We start from the raw sequence: 16,495 nt of genomic DNA, 5'->3' as shown, positions 1-16,495 counted from the left end.
CCGGTTCCGGCCACGCGGCACCCTCTCCGCTGCAAGCATGGAGCGGCATTGTCGTCCTACAACGAGGTGGTCAAATGCGACGAATTCTGGCCAGTGCGGCCGCTGCCCTGGCGATCGGTGCGGCGTGGGCCGCTCCCGCTGCGGCGGGGCCGGTCGGGTCCGAAGCGCCTGTGGTTCAGGCGGCCGAGGACACCGAGAGCGTGTACTGCAGCGCCGCGTTCAGCGTGCCGACCGCGGTGCGCGAGTTCCCGAACGCGACCGCGGGGCAGATCGGCCCGCCCATCCCGGCCGGGACCTGGGTCGACGGGACCTGGTGCTCGCCGTTCACCGACGGCGGCAAGCACACGACCTGCGGGTCCTGGTCGAAGGTCTGGGTCGTGGTGGACTGGCACGACACGTGGGGCTTCGCGCACGTCGGCTGCATGCAGGGGTACTACGTCGACTGACCTGAGTCGCGCAAGGCCGGACCGCGGGCTCAGCCGCGGTCCGGTCCCTTTTTGCGGTCGGACTCGGCGGCGTAGTAGACGGCCTCGCACAGGTCGTCAACATCGTCGTCGTCGCGCCAGTCGGCGAAGTCGGCGACGAACACCATCTTCGCCTCCAACTGCCGGTCGCCCTTCAGCAGTCTCAGGATCTTCTTCCACTCCGCCAGGTTCGGGTGGTCGTAGGCCTTGCAGGCCTCTGCCGGTTCGAGGAGGCGGATCGCCTGCTGCAGGGTCGCCGCGTTCACCTCGTATGATTTCGAGCCGCCCTCGTGGCCGAGGATCGTCGCCATCACGACCGCCGGAAGCGGGTGCTCGCCGACGTTCTTCAGGCCGAACACGAGCTCGCCCGAGACGTCGTAGATCCCGAGCCCGTAAGCGGCGGGGAGCTGCCAGCCGGGGAGGTCCGCGATGAGGCGTTCCCGGACGGCGGCGATCTTCTCGGGCGTCGCCCACCGGTCGCCGAGTTCGGCGAGCAGGGCGGACACGGTGGCGCTGGCAGATGCGGTCATGGTCGAAGTCTCGCACTGGACGGCCGGGGCGCGCGAACCGATGAGGCGGAAAGAGACGGGGCCGCCCCGCCGGTGGCGGCGGGGCGGCCCTGCGATGCGTTCGCTAGACGAGCTGCTTCGGCTCGGCGTAGTGGCAGGCCGCGCGGGTCTGGCCCGCGTGGTCGGAGCGCAGGAGCGGTTCGACGTCGATGCACTTGGCCTGCTCCGCCTCCCCCAGCTCCTTGAACAGCGGGCAGCGGGTGCGGAACCGGCAGCCCGACGGCGGGTTCGAGGGACTCGGCACGTCGCCCTGGAGGACGATGCGCTCGCGGGTCCGCTCCTTGCGCGGGTCCGGGAGCGGGATCGCCGACATGAGCGCCTGCGTGTACGGGTGGGCCGGACCGGCGAAGAGCTGGTCGGTGGTGCCCTCCTCGACGATCTTGCCGAGGTACATGACGGCGACCTTGTCGGCGATGTGCCGCACCACCGAAAGGTCGTGCGAGACGAACAGGTACGACAGCCCGAGCTCGTCCTGCAGGTCCTCCAGCAGGTTGATGACGCCGGCCTGGATCGACACGTCGAGGGCCGACACCGGCTCGTCGAGCATGAGGACCTTCGGCTGCAGGGCGAGCGCGCGGGCGATGCCGATGCGCTGCCGCTGCCCGCCCGAGAACTCGTGCGGGTACCGGTTCCGGTGCTCCGGGTTCAGGCCGACGATCTCGATCAGGCTGTTCACCCGGTCGCGGCCGCCGTTCTTGAACATGTTGTGCACGCGGAGCGGCTCGGCGATGATCTCGAAGACCGTCATGCGCGGGTCGAGCGAGGCCATCGGGTCCTGGAACACCAGCTGGAGGTCCCGGCGGATGGGCCGCATCTGGTTGCGCGAGAGCTTCGTCAGGTCGCGGCCCTCGTAGAGGATCTCGCCCGAGGTCGGCGGGATGAGGTTCATCATCAGCCGCGCGGTCGTGGACTTGCCGCAGCCGGACTCGCCGACGAGCGCGAGGGTCTCGGTCTGGCCGATCTCGAGCGTCACGCCCGAGACGGCGTGGACCGCGCCGACCTTGCGGCGGAGGATCCCCTTGGAGCGCACGGGGAACTCCTTGACCAGGTTCTTCCCGGCGATGACCGGGCTCGCCGCGGTCTGCGGAGTGTCGAGCATGGCGTTCACTTCTCCTCCTCCTCGTGGTGCGCGGCGGCCTCGGCTTCAGCGGCTTCGACTTCCGCTTCGACCGACAGGTCGGTGGCCACGGGCGAGAACACGTCGTCGGGGGCCTTGCCCTCGAGCTGGTCCTGGAAATGGCAGGCCGAGACGTGCCCGGACGAGTTCACCGGCAGCAGGTCCGGCTCGACCTCCGCGCAGATGTCCTGGTGCATGGGGCAGCGCGGGCGGAACGGGCAGCCCGGCGGCAGGTTGAGCATCGACGGCGGCGTGCCGTGGACGGGGGTGAGGCGGTGGCCCCGGTCCTCGTCCATGCGCGGGAGCGATCCGATCAGGCCCAGCGTGTAGGGCATGCGCGGCTCGTAGAAGATCTCGTCCACGGTGCCCTGCTCGACCGGCTTGCCCGCGTACATGACGAGGACGTCGTCGGTGTGCCCGGCGATGACCCCGAGGTCGTGGGTGATGAGGATGAGCGCCGCGTTGACCTCTTCGCGGGCCTTCTCCAGGGCCTCGAGGACCTGGGCCTGGACCGTCACGTCGAGGGCCGTGGTGGGCTCGTCGGCGATGATGACGTCCGGGTTGTTGGCCATCGCGATGGCGATGACCACGCGCTGGCGCATACCGCCGGAGAGCTCGTGCGGGTAGGCGTCCACCCGCTGCTGCGGGTTCGGGATGCCGACCGAGTCGAGCAGGTCGATGCAGCGTTTGCGGGCCTCGGCCTTGTTCACGTCCGGGTAGTGGACGCGGATGGCCTCGGCGAGCTGGAAGCCGACCGTGTAGACCGGGTTGAGGCTGGTGAGCGGGTCCTGGAAGATCATGGAGATCTTCTTGCCGCGGATGCGGGAGAGCTCGGCGTCGCCGAGGCCGAGGAGCTCTTCGCCCTCGAGCTTGGCGGAGCCGGTGATCTGGGCGGTCTTGGGCAGGAGGCCCATGATCGCCATGGAGGTCACCGACTTGCCGGAGCCGGACTCGCCGACGATGCCGAGGCTCTGACCGCGGCGCAGCTCGTAGGAGACGCCGCGGACGGCGTGCACGAGCCCGTCCTCGGTCGGGAACGCGACGTTGAGGTCGTTGACCTCGAGGACGATGTCGCCCTTGGCTCCCGCGGAGCGCTGGGCGCCGTTGGTGCCGACTGAGATGTTCGTCAACGCTATCGCCTCACCATCGTCTGCCGCGGGTCCATCGCGTCGCGCAGGCCGTCACCGATGAAGTTGATGGTGAGCGCGATGAGAATGATCATGAGACCCGGGATGTAGAACAGGTACCAGTGCTCGTTGAACGCCGACGCGCCCGCCGCCTCGATGAGGAGGCCCAGCGACGTGTCGGGGCTCTGGATGCCCAGACCGAGGAAGGACAGGGTCGTCTCCGACAGGATGGCGAAGGCGATCTGCAGCGTCACCGAGACGATGATGACGCTCATCGTGTTCGGGATCAGGTGCTTCACGATGATGTGCCAGTCCGAGCCTCCCGCCGAGCGGGCGGCTTCGATGAACTCCTTCTCCCTCAGGGATAGCACCTCGGCGCGCACGGCGCGCGCGATCGAGGTCCATCCGAAGACCGCGAGGATGATCGCCATGTGGTACCAGCGGACGCTGGTGTCGATGGCGCCCGCGAGCGCACCGGTGATGACCAGGAACGGGATCACGAACATGATGTCGAGGAAGCGCATCATGATCGAGTCGACCGTGCCGCGGTAGAAGCCGGCGACGGCGCCGTAGAGCGCGCCGAGGACGGTCGAGCCGATGGCCACGACGAGCGCGACGTTGAGCGACTGCTTGGTCGCCTGCATCATCGCGCCGAGCATGTCGCGCCCGGCCTTGTCGGTGCCGAAGGGGTGCTCGAGGCTCGGGGCGGCCCATGAGGGGATCTCCGAGTGGATCTTGTAGTCCCACTTCCACAGGAAGGGCCCGATGTAGGCGAACAGCACGACGAGGATGAAGATCACGAGGCTGATCACGGCGGCGCGGTGGCGGAAGAAGCGGCGGGCCACCATCTCCCACTGGCCGCGCTCCTTGCTGGTGATGGCCTCGGCGTCGAGGCGGGGCGATGCGGTGTTACTCATAGCGGATCCTCGGGTCGAGCACGCCGTACAGGATGTCGGAGATCAGGACGCCGATCAGGACGACCAGGCCTGAGATGAGCACGTAGGCCATGACGGCGAACGTGTCGCCGGCCCGGATGGCGTCCAGGGAGTACACGCCCAGGCCGCGCCAGCCGAAGATGCTCTCGGTGACCATCGCGCCGCCCATGGCGCCCGAGAGGGCGAGGGGCGCGAAGGTCGCGACGGGGATGAGCGCGGTCCGCAGGGCGTGCCGGCGCATGACGGTGCGGTTGCGCACGCCCTTGGCGCGGGCGAGGCGCACGTAGTCGGAGTTCATGACCTCGAGCATCGCGGCGCGCTGGTACCGCGAGATCGCGGCGTAGCCGCCGAGCATGAGCACCAGGGTCGGCACGATGAGGAAGGGCAGGGAGTCCATGAAGACCTCCCAGCCGTTGCCTCGGAAGCCGGTGGTGCCGGAGCCGTAGGTCTGGAAGAACGTGGAGCCGATGATCTTGTTCAGCTGCACCGCGCCTTCCTTGAACAGCGAGCCGAGCCAGAAGATCGGCATGGCGAGGAACAGGAAGCCCAGGAAGGTCAGGGTGTAGTCGGTGCGCGAATACTGCTTGACCGCGCTGACGACACCGGAGAGAATGGCGATGCCGATGGACGCGAGCGTCGCGAACAGGACCAGCCGGAGGGTGATCCAGAAGCGGGTCGAGACCTCGAAGCCGATGTCCATGGCGGAGCCCTCGATGGAGGGGCCCCATTCGCCTTGGAGGAGGCCGATGTCGCCGTTGGTCTCACCGAAGCCGGTGAGCCAGATCCAGTAGCGCTCGGGGATGGACCGGTCGTAGTACAGCGACGACTCGAGGGCGTCGATGGTCGACTGGGGGACCGGCTCGCCGGTGGACTGGGAGATCTCGAAGATCTTGTCCTGGACGGGGTCGTTCGCGACGTCGACCAGGACAAAGCACAAGATAGTGGCGCCCAGCAGCACCGGGATCATCAGCAGGATGCGCCGGATTATGAATACAACCATAATGCCTCGTTAACGGTTTCTCTGGTGTGGACCGGTTCGCCTGCCGACCGGTCCCGCCGCGTCGCGACGCGGCTTCTCCTACGGCTCACTGACTCCCCATTCTGCGGCCGGGTCCGTGAGCCCCTGGCACTTCTCCAAATACACTGTTCTTGCCGCCGTATGGCGGGGCGTCTGCGGCCCCGCCCCGGCTTCTCCTCGACGTCACTCAGCGGCCACGCTCCATTCGGTGGCGTCGTGGGCGGGCGGTCGCCGATGATCACTCACCTTCGACTCCCCACTCTGCGATGTTGTACGCGGCCCGCTGCTGCGACGCCCAATTGTCGCGGACGTTGACCAACCTATCGGAGAGCATGACCGCGACCGGTGTGTCCACGATAGGCAGCGAATAGGCGTCTTGGACGACCTGCTGGACCGCGGCGTTCGCGTACCCGGCGGCCTCGTCGAAGTCGAGGGTGCCGTTGATCTTGCCGATCAGCTCGTCGAGCGCGGGGTCCGAGAGCGAGCCGAAGTTCGAACCCGAGCCGGTCCCCCAGTACTGGGACGCGGAGGAGACGAACAGGGGATCGGAACTCCAGCCGAAGGCGATCATGTCGAATTCGCCCTGGCCGAGGACCTTGCCGAGGTCGGCGTCGGGGATGGACCGCAGCTCGACCTCGATGCCGAGGTCGGCGAGGTTGGCCTGGACGAGTTCGCCGGTGATGCGGCGGTTCTCTTTGGACTCGGAGTAGCGGTAGTCGAGTTCCACGGGCTCGCCGTCGGGGGTGTGGAGCACGCCGTCCTCGAGCTCGTAGCCCGCCTCGGCGAGCAGGTCGTAGGCGAGCTCGATGTCGCCGGTGCCCTGGCCGGTGGCCGAGAGGTGGTCCGTGTAGTACTCGGAGCCGTTGCGGAAGAGGTGGTTGCCCTTGCGCTCGATGTCGGACTGCACGTACGCGTAGGTGCGCCCGATGATGTTCTCGAGGTCGATGGCGGTGAACACGGCCTGGCGCAGGACGGGGTCGGCGAGGAACTCGTTCTGCGTGTTCAGGTCGATGTGCTCCCACGAGGGCCCGGCCGCGACCTGGTATTCGAGGCCTTCGGCGCCCTGCAGCTGGGTGATGGTCTCGGCGTTGACCGAGAACGGTGAGGCGCCGTCGATCTCGCCGTTGCGCAGGGCGGTGGTGATGTTGTCGAGGCCGTTGATGACGCGGAAGGTGATCTTGTCGAGGGTCACCTCGGTCTCCCCGGCCCAGTCCTCGTTGGGCACGTAGACGACGTGCTCGCCGATCTTCGCGTCCGCGATCTTGAAGGGGCCGCTGGACCAGGTGGGGACCGTGATCGCGAAGTAGTCCTCGGCGGCCGCCATGTCCTTCGGGTCGTTCTGCCAGTCGAGGCCCTGCTCCTCGGCGATGTGGGCGGGCTCGGAGAGCACGTCCTCGTACTGCCATTCCGCGGAGTGGTAGGAGTCCTTGTAGGTCACGGTGACGGTGGAGTCGTCGCCGGTGATGGACTCGATCTGGGAGCCGCGGGTGATGTTGGCGGGGTCGCAGCCCTCGCAGAGCGCCGCGTCGCCGGAGGTGGCGTACCAGTGGTAGATGAAGTCGTCGACGGTGATGTCGGTGCCGTCGCCCCAGTTCGCGCCGCCCTTGAGGGTGTATTCGACGGTCACCGGGTCCTCTTTGACGAGTGCCGGGGCGGCGGCGAAGATGCCCTCGTTGACGATGTACTCGCCGTTCGGGTCGAACTGGCCGGTGGCGGGCCACAGGCCGACGAGCGCCATGGCCACGTAGGCGGTGTTGCCTTCGGAGGTGTTCTGGTTCCAGCTGCCCCAGGAGCCGTCGAGGGCCCAGGTGATCTCGCCGCCGTCGGCCCGCTCGCCGCCGTTGCAGTCGGCGGGGTCCGTGAGGCACGCGTCGAGGCCGGACGAGGTGGTGTCCTCGCCTTGGCCGCAACCCGCCAGCACCAGGGCGGTGCAGGCGAGGGCGGCGACGGCCGCCTTGTGGTGTCGCTTCATGGTTCCTCTCGAAGGTTTGCGTCACCGACCGGTCGGCGGGAGCACCTTGGTGGGCCGGTGGCTCCGGGCCGGGCCGCCGGGCTCGCGCGGGCGCGGATCGGGTGGCGGGTCGGGTGACGCGAGGTACAGCCTTCCACGGGAATCCCGGGTTTCGGACAACCGAACACGAGATGAGTTTCGTTCGTTATGTTCCCGTGACGTTCATTCCCTGAATGGCGCCGTTAAGTGGAAAATTCACCGTCTGCCAGCGCTAACTCAGGGACGAGGGGTGTCGACGGTCGTTCATCGGTGAGCGACATCGCCGTAACTTCGGCCTTGAAAGCAGGGAAGCGGCGAGGCCCCGGGAGGCCCCGCCGCTCAGCTCGGTGAGCCCTTACAGGGCCTTCCACTCAGCGCAGTTGAAGATCGGACCGCCCTGGCTGCTGCCGTTGCCCTTGACGCCGTCGATGAGGTTCTTGTTCCACAGGATGCCCTGCGGCTCGTCGAACAGCGGGAGGGTCAGCGCCAGCGGCACGACGATCGCCTCGACCTCGTTGGCGAACGCCGCGGCTTCGGCGTTGTCCGTGGTGGTCTTGAGCTTCGCGATGGCCTCGTCGACTTCCGGGAAGGCGTAGTTGCCGTAGTTGACGCCGGTCTGGAAGTACTGGTTCGGGGCCGCCACGAAGGTGGGGCTGCCGGACCAGCCGAAGATGACCAGGTCGAAGTCGCTCTCGGTGAGCACGGTGCCAAGCTGGCCGTCCGGGATCGCCTTGAGGTCGACGGTGATGCCGATGAGCGCCAGCTGGGCCTGGGCCAGCTCGGCGATCGTGGTGCGGGTGGCGTCGCCCTCGCCGAAGCGGAAGACGAGGTTGGGGACCTCGGCACCGTCCTTGGTCAGCTTCTGGCCCTCGGCCGCACCGGTGTAGCCGGCGGCGGTGAGGATCTCGGCGGCCTTGGCGGTGTCGCCCGAGCCCTGGCCGGACGGGGTGAGGAAGTCCTGGAAGAATTCGTTCTTCTGGCCGAAGAAGTGGTTGAGGCGCTGCGAGATCTCGGTGGTGGGGTAGACGCGGCTGATGGCGTCGGCCACGTTGATGGCGGTGAAGATCGCCTGGCGAAGCGCGGTGTCCTTGAGCGGCTCCGAGTTGAGGTTGGTGTCGATGTGGAGCCAGACGCCGCCCTCGTAGATGGACTGCGAGAGGTTCGGGTCCTCAGCGGCCTTGTCGAACTCCTCTTGGGAGAACTCGCTCGGCCATGCGCCGGCGATCGTGCCCTGGCGCAGCTCGGTGACGACGGACTCGGTGCCCTCGACGACCTTCATCGTGAGCTTCTTGACGGTGGGCTTGACCGAGCCGTTCCACTTGTCGTTGATCTCGTAAGTGATGTACTCGCCCATCTTGAAGTCGACGGGCTTGTAGGGGCCGGTCACGACGTCGGAGAGGTTCTTCTCGAACCACTCGATGGCCTGACCCATGACGGCCGGGTCGGTCTGCCAGGCGGCGAAGCCCTCGGCTTCGGCGACGTGGGAGGGCAGGTAGATGGTGGGGCTGAACTTCCACTCGGGGTCGAGGTAGCCGTCCACGAAGGTCACGACGATCTTGCCCGCCTCAGGGGACTCGATCGAGGCGATGCTGGAGCCGTAGCTCGTGGAGGCCGGGAGCGCCTTGGTCTGGTCGGCGTGCTCGTCGAGGCCCGAGATGCTGTACCACTGGAAGATGAAGTCCTCCACGCGGACCGGCTCGCCGTCCGACCACTGCGCGTTCTCCTGCAGGGTGTACTCGACTTGGAAGGGCGCTTCGCTCACGACCTGCGCGTCGGCGAAGACGGCGTCGTTGAGGTGGAACTCGCCGTTCTCGTCCCAGTCGCCGGTGGTGTTGCCGTCGAGACCGTAGCGCATGGGGTACATGGCCTGGTGACCGTACGAGTTGTTGCCGGACTGGGTGTTCTCGTTCCAGGACTCCCACGCCGAGGGGATCGCCCAGGTGAGCTCGGTCGCGCCGGAGCCGCCGTTGCCTTCGTTGCCGCCGCAGGCGGCGAGGGTGAAGGCGGCCGTGCCGCCGATGGTCAGGCCGCCGAGAGCTCTACGGGTCAGAGCCATGAGTGTTCTCCTCCAGGTATCGATGCCGAGGGGCCTTCGCGAAGGCGCCGATGCCTCGCGTCCGAACTATCGGGGTGGGGCGTCAGGTCGCCCTCGGCGGTGTTGTGACAAACACTTGCACAGACGTGAGGGGATTGACATGGTCGCGGCCTCAACTGGAGTTTATTCGTGATGAATTCGTGACTTTGCGCCGTGAAGGCAGTGCACAGAATGGACCGTGGGGCCGATGTGGCATCGGCCCCACGGGGGAATTCAGTGAATTATCAGGACGGATGGTGTCGTAATGACTACGGCTCCATGCGACTTGGGAATCGTCGTCGCACTAGCCCTCTTCGCCGGGCGTCCACTCCACCACGTTGTAGATCGGGCCGAGCTGCGCCTGGCCGTTGGTCTGGATGTTGCCGACCATCGTGGTGTTGTAGGCGTGCGAGAGCGGGCTGCTGTAGAGCGGCAGCGTGTAGGCCGCGTCGACGACCGCCTTCGAGATCTGGTTGGCGTACTCGGCGGCCTCGTCCATCTCCAGGGTGCCGTTGACCTGGGTGATGAGCTCGTCGACGGCCGGGTCGTTGAACTTGCCGTAGTTCGAGGACGATTCGGAGCCGAAGAACTGCTCCGGGGAGGTGGTGAACTGCGGGTTGCCCACCCAGGCGAAGATGCAGGAGTCCCACTCGCCGGCCTCGATCTTCGAGAACAGGTCGTCGCCCCTGCCGTTGAGCGTGATCTCCCAGCCGATCTCGGCCGCATACGCCTGGAGCAGGGACGCGGTGTCCTTGCGCACGACGTTGTCGGCCGAGAACAGGAAGTCGGTCTTGACGATCTCGCCGGCGGGGTTGAGCAGCTTCCCATCCGCGTCCCAGGTGTAACCCCCGGCGGTGAGGATCGTGCGGGCGGCTTCGGCGTCGCCGGAGCCGTAGCCGGCGGGACCGGTGTAGTCGGCGTAGTACGGGCTCTCCTCGGTGAAGAAGTGGTTGCCCTTCCACGGGATCGGGATGCCCTGGAACATCTTCTCGGTGATGTCGGCGATGTTGATGATCGTGAAGAAGGCCTTGCGGAGCGCGAGGTCCTTGAAGGGTTCCGCGTTCATGTTGATGTCGATGTGCGACCAGGTCGCGCCCGCGTACGTCTCGTACTTCAAGTCCGGGTTCTCGTCGAGCTGCGCGAGGATCTCGACGTCGAAGTCGCTGGGGGCCGAGCCCGCGATAGTGCCCTGGCGCATCTCGGTGACGATCGCCTCGAGGCCGTCGACCATCTTCATGGTGAGCTTCTTGAAGGCCGGCTTCTTGTCGCCTTGGTAGTGCTCGTTGGGCTCGTAGATGACGTACTCGCCGAGCTTGGAGTCGACCGGCTTGTACGGGCCGAGGCCCACCGGGGAAAGGTCGTTGTTGAAGAACAGGATCGCGTCGCCCATGACCTCGGGGTCGGTGTCCCAGCCGGTGAAGCCGTTCTCCTCGGCCACGTGGCTCGGCAGGTAGACGCCGCCGAGGAAGGCCCACTCGGCGGTGCTGTAGCCGGCCTTGTAGGTGAAGACGATCGAGCCGTCCGCGTCCTGCGTGATCGATTCGACGTTGGAGCCCCAGTCCGTGCTGGTCGGGGTGGCCTTCTCCTGGTTCGCGTGCTCGGGCAGGCCCGACAGCGAGTGCCAGTAGAAGATGAAGTCCTCCAGCCGGACCGGCTTGCCGTCCGACCACTTCACGTCCTCCTTCAGGAGGACCTTGACCGTCAGCGGCTCCTCGGCCACGAGTTCCGGCGGGCCGGAGAAGAGGTTGTTGTCGTAGAAGACCTTGCCTTCGGGGTCGAAGTCGTAGCCGGCGCCGCCGCCGACCGCGAACATCGGGGCGGTCGCCTCGTTGCAGGAGCTGGTGTTGCCGAGGGCGGTGGTCTGGTTCCACGCCTCCCAGGGCCAGGAGACGGCCCAGACGAGCTCGTCGTTCTGCGCGCCGCCGCCGTCGTCGTTGCCGCCGCACGCCGCCAGCATGACAGCGGATGAACCGCCGATCGTGAGTCCACCGAGTGCTCTACGAGTCAAAGCCATGTGCTTGTCTCCTCCATAGGGTGTCCGGCCGAGGGGTCGCCCGATGCGCCGTTGGGGCTTCGTCGCCGTCAAAGGGGTCGCGGAGGGGCCAGGCGCCCGCTCGGCAGTGCTGGGTGCCACAGTGCCATGCGTCATGCCCGAAGGGAACGCATCGGTACGAATTTGGCGGATCATTGTTACCGGACCGATACACGACGAGGGCGGTCCGAATCGGACCGCCCTCTTACAGGATCGTTTGCCCTACGCGGGCTTCCATTCCTGGATGTTCCACATCGGGCCCGCCTGGCTGTTGCCGTTCGCGACGATCCCGTCGAGCGCGCCGTTGAGGTACACGATCGACTGCGGCTCATCGAAGATCGGCAGCGTGAACGCCTGCGGCACGACCATCGCCTCCACGTCGTTCGCGAACTGCGCGGCCTCGGCGATGTCGGTCGTCGAGCGCACCTTCGCGATCGCCTCGTCAAGGCCGTCGAGCCGGTACTTGCCGAAGTTCGAGGACGAGGTCGAAGCGAAGTACTGCGCCGGAGCGGTCGTGAACGCGGGCGTGCCCGACCATCCGAAGATGACCAGGTCGAAGTCGCCCTCCGAGAGGACCGTGCCGAGCTGGCCGTCGGGGATCGCCTCGAGCTGCACGTCGATGCCGATCTGGGCCAGATAGGACTGCACGAGTTCGCCTGCGAGCGTGCGGGTCGCGTCGCCTTCGCCGTAGCGGAAGTTCAGCGTGACGGCCTGCCCGTCGGGCGTCATCAGCGTGTCGCCGGTGGTGTAGCCCGCGCCTTCGAGCAGCGCGTTGGCCGCGGCCGGATCGCCCGAGCCCGACTCCGGGTCGACCGCTGCGAGCGCGTTCTCGAAGTACTCCGACTGCTCGTTGAAGAAGTGGTTGGTGCGGGCCGTGACGTCGGTGTCCGGGTAGGCCTTCTTGATGATGTCCGCGTTGTCGATCGCCGCGAACACCGCCTGGCGCAGCACCTGGTCGGCCAGGAACTCGTTGTTCATGTTCGTGTCGATGTGGAGCCAGATCGAGCCCTCGTAGACCTCGGTCGTCACGGCGTCGTCGTCGGCGACCTTGTCGAGCTCCTCCTGGCTGAACTCCGAGGGCCAGGCGCCGTCGATCGAGCCCTGCCGCAGCTCGGTGATGATCGCCTCGGTGCCCTCGACGACCTTCATCGTCAGCTTCTCGAGGGCCGGCTCGGTCGAGCCCTGGTAGTTCTCGTTGGGCTCGAACGTGACGTACTCGCCGGCGACCGCGTCGGTCGGCGTGTACGGCCCGGTGGACCAGGTGGGCGGGTTCTCGGTGAACCAGGCGGCGCTGGCGCCCATCTGGGCCGGGTCGGTGGCCCAGTCGGCGAAGCCGTTCGCCTCGGCGATGTGGGCCGGGTACATCGGCGTCTGGAAGTACTGCCACTCGGGGTCGAGGTAGCCGTCCACATACGTCATGGTGACGACGTCGCCCTCCTGCGTGATCGAGGCGACGTTCGCGCCCCAGTCGGTGGAGGCGGGAAGGCACTGGGTCTGGTCGCAGTGCTCGGCCTTGCCGGACATCTGGTGCCAGAGGTAGGTGAAGTCGTCGACGCCGAACGCCTCGCCGTCGGACCACTGGGCGTTCTCGTTGAGCGTGTAGGCCACGGTCATCGGCGATTCGCTGACGAGCTCCGGGGCCTTCGCGAGGAGGGCGTCGTTGTGGACCCACTCGGCGTCCTGGTCGAAGTCGCCGAGCGCGGTCGTGGCCGGAGACAGCGCCTGGTGCAGGTACGAGGTGTTGCCGTCGGCGGTGTTCTCGTTCCACGACTCCCAACCCGAGCTGACGGCCCAGGTGACGTCGGTGTCGCCGCCGCCCGAGTCGTCACCCGCGCCGCAGGCGCCGAGCGCCGCGGCGGCCAGCAGCGCCGTTCCGGCGAGGGCGAAGACCCTCGCTTGTGAAGGTCGCATATTCGACCACTCCCCCGTGTGTGAATCCACTGTGGGCCGCTAGAGCCCGCGACTGGATCATCGTTACACCTGAAAGCGCAAGTTTCGGGAAGTTCCGGACAAACGGCGAGGCGTGGTGGACCCTCAGGCCTCCATTTCGGGCGGGAGCGCTCGGGAGTGGACGACGGTGAGGCGCGAGACGGCGCGCGTCAGCGCCACATAGAGGTGGCGGAGTCCGACGCCCGCGATGGTCGCGCCTCCCGTAGCGGGTGCTGCGACGATCTCGGCGGGCTCGACGACCACCACATGGTCGTATTCGAGGCCCTTGGCGAGGCTCGCGGCCACGACTTCCAGCCGCTCGGTGCCCTCGAACAGGGACCGCAGGTCCTCCGCTCGATCGTCGGCGGCGATGACGCCGACCAGGCCCTCTTCGGCGAGGGCCTTCGCGACGGCCTCCCGGACGCCCTCGTGGAGTTCCGGAGCGGCGATCGTGTCGAGGGAGCCGTCGGAGCGGATCGAGCGGGCCGGGGCGACGTCGACGCCGAGGTGCGGCAGGACCCGGTTGGCGAGCTCGATGATGACCGCCGGGACGCGGAAGCCGATGGTCAGCTCGGTGTGCTCGACCCGGTCCTTGCCGAGGTGGCGCATCTGATCGGCCCAGGACGTGGCCGCCCACGCGGTGGTGCCCTGCGCGAGGTCGCCGAGGACGGTGACCGAGCCTTTGCCGGAGCGGCGGGCGATCGCCCGGCACTGCATCGGCGAGAGGTCCTGGGCCTCGTCGATCACGATGTGGCCGAAGGACTCCGACGGCTCGCGAAGCTTCATGTGGGACTCGATCTCGTCCGAGATGAGCAGGTCCCCCGGGGTGGGCCTGCCGGGCTTCCCGGTCAGGAGCGCGGCCTCGGCGTCGGTGAGGATGCCTCGGGTCGCGTCGGCGCGGAAGGCCGGGTCGCCGTAGAGCTTCTTCATCACGGTCTTGGTGTTGAGCCTCGGCCACACCGCGTCGAGGAAGGCCTTCACCGACTCGGTGCGCTTGAGCTTCGTGGCCCACTTGTTGTCCGGCGAATGGCCCGAGCGGATCTCGGCCTGGCGGCGGGCGCCTTGCACGATCGCGTCTTCCACCGCTTTGCGCCCGGCCGTGTACGTGCGGGTGTGCTTGCGGGCGTTGGCGATCGCCTCGTCGAGGTATCGCAGGCCGAGCCGCCAGCGCCAGCCGCCGTCGGTGATGAGGAGTCCTTCATCGGCGGTGACGCCGCCGTCGGATGCGGTGCCCACATGGCCCCAGACGGCGCGCTCGCAGACGAGGGCCATGCGTTCGTCGTGTTTGAGGAGGGCCGCTTCGTGGGTGTCGGCCGTGGCGGCGGTGTGGGCGCCGGTGAGCTGGTGGACGGTGACCTGCCAGACGGAGGATTCGCCGAGGGTGGGGAGGACGCCGGAGATGTAGGAGAGGAAGCCTTCGTTGGGACCGACGACGAGGACGCCGGCCTTGTCGAGCTTCTCGGTGTAGTTGTAGAGGAGCCACGCGGCGCGGTGCAGGCCGACGGCGGTCTTGCCGGTGCCGGGGGCGCCTTGGACGCAGAGGTTGACGGCGGCTTCGCGGCGGATGAGCTCGTCCTGCTCGGGCTGGATGGTGGCGACGATGTCGCGCATCGGGCCGGTGCGGGGGCGTTCGATCTCCTCGGTGAGGATGTCGGAGGCGACCTCTTCGCCGAGGAGGAGGTTCTCGTCCTCGAAGCCGGTGATGCGGGCGCCTTGGAAGCCGAAGCGGCGGCGTTTGGCGACGTCGCGGCGCTCGTGGGCGGAGGCGTGGTAGTACTGCTCGGCGAGCGGGGCGCGCCAGTCGAGGACGATCGGGTCGTTGTTCTCGTCGCGGATGTGGCGGCGTCCGATGTGGAAGTCCTCGCCGTCGTCCATCCAGATGCGGCCGAAGAAGAGGGCGATGTCCCGGTCGGAGAGGTCGGCGAGGCGCGGGACGGTGTAGTTGGCCATGACCCAGCCGAAGTGCTGGTCGGCGCCGACGTCGCCGATGCCGAGGTTCTTCCCGGACTCGTCGAAGTCGCCGGCGTAGGTGCGGTGGATGGCTTCGGTGAGGTCGCGCATGGCGGCCATCTGGGCGCGGGCGTGCTCGTGGTGGTCGAGTTCGGCGCGGAGTTCGGATTCGGCCGAGTTGGCCATAGCTTGTCTCCCGGTGGATTCGGACAGGATTGAAGCAGACGAACCGTCGAGCCTACCCGTGCCTGACCTGCGGGAGCAATTGATTTACGGCGCTATCGGGCCGCGAGCGGTTTGACGTCTACGAGACGGCCGTCGTCGCGGTGGAGGACCCATCCGGTGCCGGGTGGGGCGGTGTCGGGTCCGTCGAGCGGGAGGGTGAGGTCGTGGCCGGCGAGGTCGTGGCCGTCGCGGGCGGCGACGGCGACGAGGAGCGCGGCGAGCACGATGCCCTCGGCGCAGACGACGGTGGTGCGGCGGGGGTCGGGGAGGGCGCGGATCGCCTTGGCGGCCAGCCAGACCGCGGTGTGGGCCGGGCCGGGGAGGGTGGGTGCGGCGGCGTGCAGGTCCTCGGTGACGGTGACGTGGAGCCCGAGGCGGCTGGCGAGGGGCGCGAGGGTGTCGGCGCAAGCGCGGCCGGGGCCGCTGAGGAGTGAGGTGGGGTTGTAGAGCTGCAGGAAGTCGGCGAGGGCCCAGGCCCGGCGAGACTGCTCGTCGGTGAGCGGCGCGGGTTCAGCGGACGGGAGGGCGACGTGGCGCAGGAGGATGAGGGCGGACAGCATCAGCGGCCCCCGTTCGCACGGAGGCGGGACGAGGGCCGGGGCTCGGCAACCGGGAGACGCATATTGAAGATGCTTCATCCATAAGTGAACTGTGGATGAACCCGAAGTTGAAGCGGAGGTGAACAGTCCGCAGCAGTGGTGCCGACATTGGCGACGCTTGCGAGCCATACGTTGGCACTCTTGGCGACGCCTGCGAGCCATACGTTGGTTAGGCCTGGTAGCGCAGGTCCTCGTACTCGTCGTGGCGCTGAATCCACCGGTCCACGAACGGGCAGGTCGGGTAGGCCTTGGCGCCCTTCGCCCGCAGGTCGTCGAGCGCGTGGCGCACGAGCCGGTCGCCCCAGCCCTGGCCGCGCAGTGAGCGGTCCACCTCGGTGTGGGGCAGGACGACGAAGTCCTCTCGGGTGAGGTACTCCAGGTAACCGAGCACGGCTCCGGCGTCGTCGCGCAGCTCGTACCGGTTCTCGTCGACATTCTCGACCACAGAAAGATCCGCCATGCGGGC

Annotated in this window: 13 protein-coding genes; 1 reads left to right on the top strand and 12 read right to left on the bottom strand. The window is 67.7% G+C overall.

Translation table 11 applies throughout. From position 1 onward, the window contains the following. Positions 1-74: 74 nt before the first annotated feature. Positions 75-446: a hypothetical protein gene (locus tag JHY01_RS03495; protein WP_205324212.1), complete on the top strand. Its 372-nt coding sequence runs from the start codon at positions 75-77 to the stop codon at positions 444-446. Positions 447-475: 29 nt separating this feature from the next. Here the strand turns inward: JHY01_RS03495 and JHY01_RS03490 are convergent, their stop codons facing one another. From JHY01_RS03490 to JHY01_RS03435, 12 genes are all read right to left on the bottom strand, one after another. After that, on the bottom strand, positions 476-994 hold the full coding sequence (locus tag JHY01_RS03490) for a hypothetical protein (protein WP_205324211.1): 519 nt from the start codon (positions 992-994) through the stop codon (positions 476-478). A gap of 103 nt (positions 995-1,097) precedes the next feature. Then, on the bottom strand, positions 1,098-2,132 hold the full coding sequence (locus JHY01_RS03485) for an ABC transporter ATP-binding protein (RefSeq protein ID WP_205324372.1): 1,035 nt from the start codon (positions 2,130-2,132) through the stop codon (positions 1,098-1,100). Between the two features lie 5 nt (positions 2,133-2,137). Further along, positions 2,138-3,280: an ABC transporter ATP-binding protein gene (locus JHY01_RS03480; RefSeq protein ID WP_205324210.1), complete on the bottom strand. Its 1,143-nt coding sequence runs from the start codon at positions 3,278-3,280 to the stop codon at positions 2,138-2,140. A gap of 2 nt (positions 3,281-3,282) precedes the next feature. Next, positions 3,283-4,194, bottom strand: a complete 912-nt coding sequence (locus tag JHY01_RS03475) for an ABC transporter permease (RefSeq protein WP_205324209.1) — start codon at positions 4,192-4,194, stop codon at positions 3,283-3,285. Continuing rightward, positions 4,187-5,212, bottom strand: a complete 1,026-nt coding sequence (locus JHY01_RS03470; RefSeq protein WP_205324208.1) for an ABC transporter permease — start codon at positions 5,210-5,212, stop codon at positions 4,187-4,189. Before JHY01_RS03470 ends, JHY01_RS03475 begins: the two co-directional genes overlap by 8 nt. Positions 5,213-5,468: 256 nt before the next feature. Beyond that, the gene (locus tag JHY01_RS03465; protein ID WP_205324207.1) at positions 5,469-7,202 is read right to left on the bottom strand and encodes an ABC transporter family substrate-binding protein; all 1,734 of its coding nucleotides are present in this window, start codon (positions 7,200-7,202) and stop codon (positions 5,469-5,471) included. Between the two features lie 373 nt (positions 7,203-7,575). Then, positions 7,576-9,276: an ABC transporter substrate-binding protein gene (locus tag JHY01_RS03460; protein ID WP_205324206.1), complete on the bottom strand. Its 1,701-nt coding sequence runs from the start codon at positions 9,274-9,276 to the stop codon at positions 7,576-7,578. A gap of 322 nt (positions 9,277-9,598) precedes the next feature. After that, the gene (locus tag JHY01_RS03455; protein ID WP_205324205.1) at positions 9,599-11,308 is read right to left on the bottom strand and encodes an ABC transporter substrate-binding protein; all 1,710 of its coding nucleotides are present in this window, start codon (positions 11,306-11,308) and stop codon (positions 9,599-9,601) included. Positions 11,309-11,548: 240 nt separating this feature from the next. Then, the gene (locus JHY01_RS03450) at positions 11,549-13,237 is read right to left on the bottom strand and encodes an ABC transporter family substrate-binding protein (RefSeq protein WP_205324204.1); all 1,689 of its coding nucleotides are present in this window, start codon (positions 13,235-13,237) and stop codon (positions 11,549-11,551) included. Between the two features lie 123 nt (positions 13,238-13,360). Continuing rightward, positions 13,361-15,391, bottom strand: coding sequence for an AAA family ATPase (locus JHY01_RS03445; protein WP_205324203.1), 2,031 nt, complete (start codon positions 15,389-15,391; stop codon positions 13,361-13,363). 92 nt (positions 15,392-15,483) lie between these two features. Then, on the bottom strand, positions 15,484-15,990 hold the full coding sequence (locus JHY01_RS03440; RefSeq protein ID WP_205324202.1) for a hypothetical protein: 507 nt from the start codon (positions 15,988-15,990) through the stop codon (positions 15,484-15,486). 208 nt (positions 15,991-16,198) lie between these two features. Continuing rightward, on the bottom strand, positions 16,199-16,489 hold the full coding sequence (locus JHY01_RS03435) for a GNAT family N-acetyltransferase (protein ID WP_205324201.1): 291 nt from the start codon (positions 16,487-16,489) through the stop codon (positions 16,199-16,201). Between the last annotated feature and the right edge of the window lie 6 nt (positions 16,490-16,495).

The sequence above is a fragment of the Glycomyces sp. YM15 genome (genome assembly GCF_016918015.1).
Taxonomy (GTDB): domain Bacteria; phylum Actinomycetota; class Actinomycetes; order Mycobacteriales; family Micromonosporaceae; genus Glycomyces.
The sequence above is the reverse complement of the archived record's forward strand: the minus strand, read 5'-3'. Positions and strand labels throughout refer to the sequence as shown.

Coding starts and splice junctions, on each gene's coding strand:
- JHY01_RS03495 (WP_205324212.1), top strand. CDS start 75: ATGCGACGAATTCTGGCCAGTGCGGCCGCTGCCCTGGCGATCGGTGCG.
- JHY01_RS03490 (WP_205324211.1), bottom strand. CDS start 994: ATGACCGCATCTGCCAGCGCCACCGTGTCCGCCCTGCTCGCCGAACTC.
- JHY01_RS03485 (WP_205324372.1), bottom strand. CDS start 2,132: ATGCTCGACACTCCGCAGACCGCGGCGAGCCCGGTCATCGCCGGGAAG.
- JHY01_RS03475 (WP_205324209.1), bottom strand. CDS start 4,194: ATGAGTAACACCGCATCGCCCCGCCTCGACGCCGAGGCCATCACCAGC.
- JHY01_RS03470 (WP_205324208.1), bottom strand. CDS start 5,212: ATGGTTGTATTCATAATCCGGCGCATCCTGCTGATGATCCCGGTGCTG.
- JHY01_RS03465 (WP_205324207.1), bottom strand. CDS start 7,202: ATGAAGCGACACCACAAGGCGGCCGTCGCCGCCCTCGCCTGCACCGCC.
- JHY01_RS03460 (WP_205324206.1), bottom strand. CDS start 9,276: ATGGCTCTGACCCGTAGAGCTCTCGGCGGCCTGACCATCGGCGGCACG.
- JHY01_RS03455 (WP_205324205.1), bottom strand. CDS start 11,308: ATGGCTTTGACTCGTAGAGCACTCGGTGGACTCACGATCGGCGGTTCA.
- JHY01_RS03450 (WP_205324204.1), bottom strand. CDS start 13,237: ATGCGACCTTCACAAGCGAGGGTCTTCGCCCTCGCCGGAACGGCGCTG.
- JHY01_RS03445 (WP_205324203.1), bottom strand. CDS start 15,391: ATGGCCAACTCGGCCGAATCCGAACTCCGCGCCGAACTCGACCACCAC.
- JHY01_RS03440 (WP_205324202.1), bottom strand. CDS start 15,990: ATGCTGTCCGCCCTCATCCTCCTGCGCCACGTCGCCCTCCCGTCCGCT.
- JHY01_RS03435 (WP_205324201.1), bottom strand. CDS start 16,489: ATGGCGGATCTTTCTGTGGTCGAGAATGTCGACGAGAACCGGTACGAG.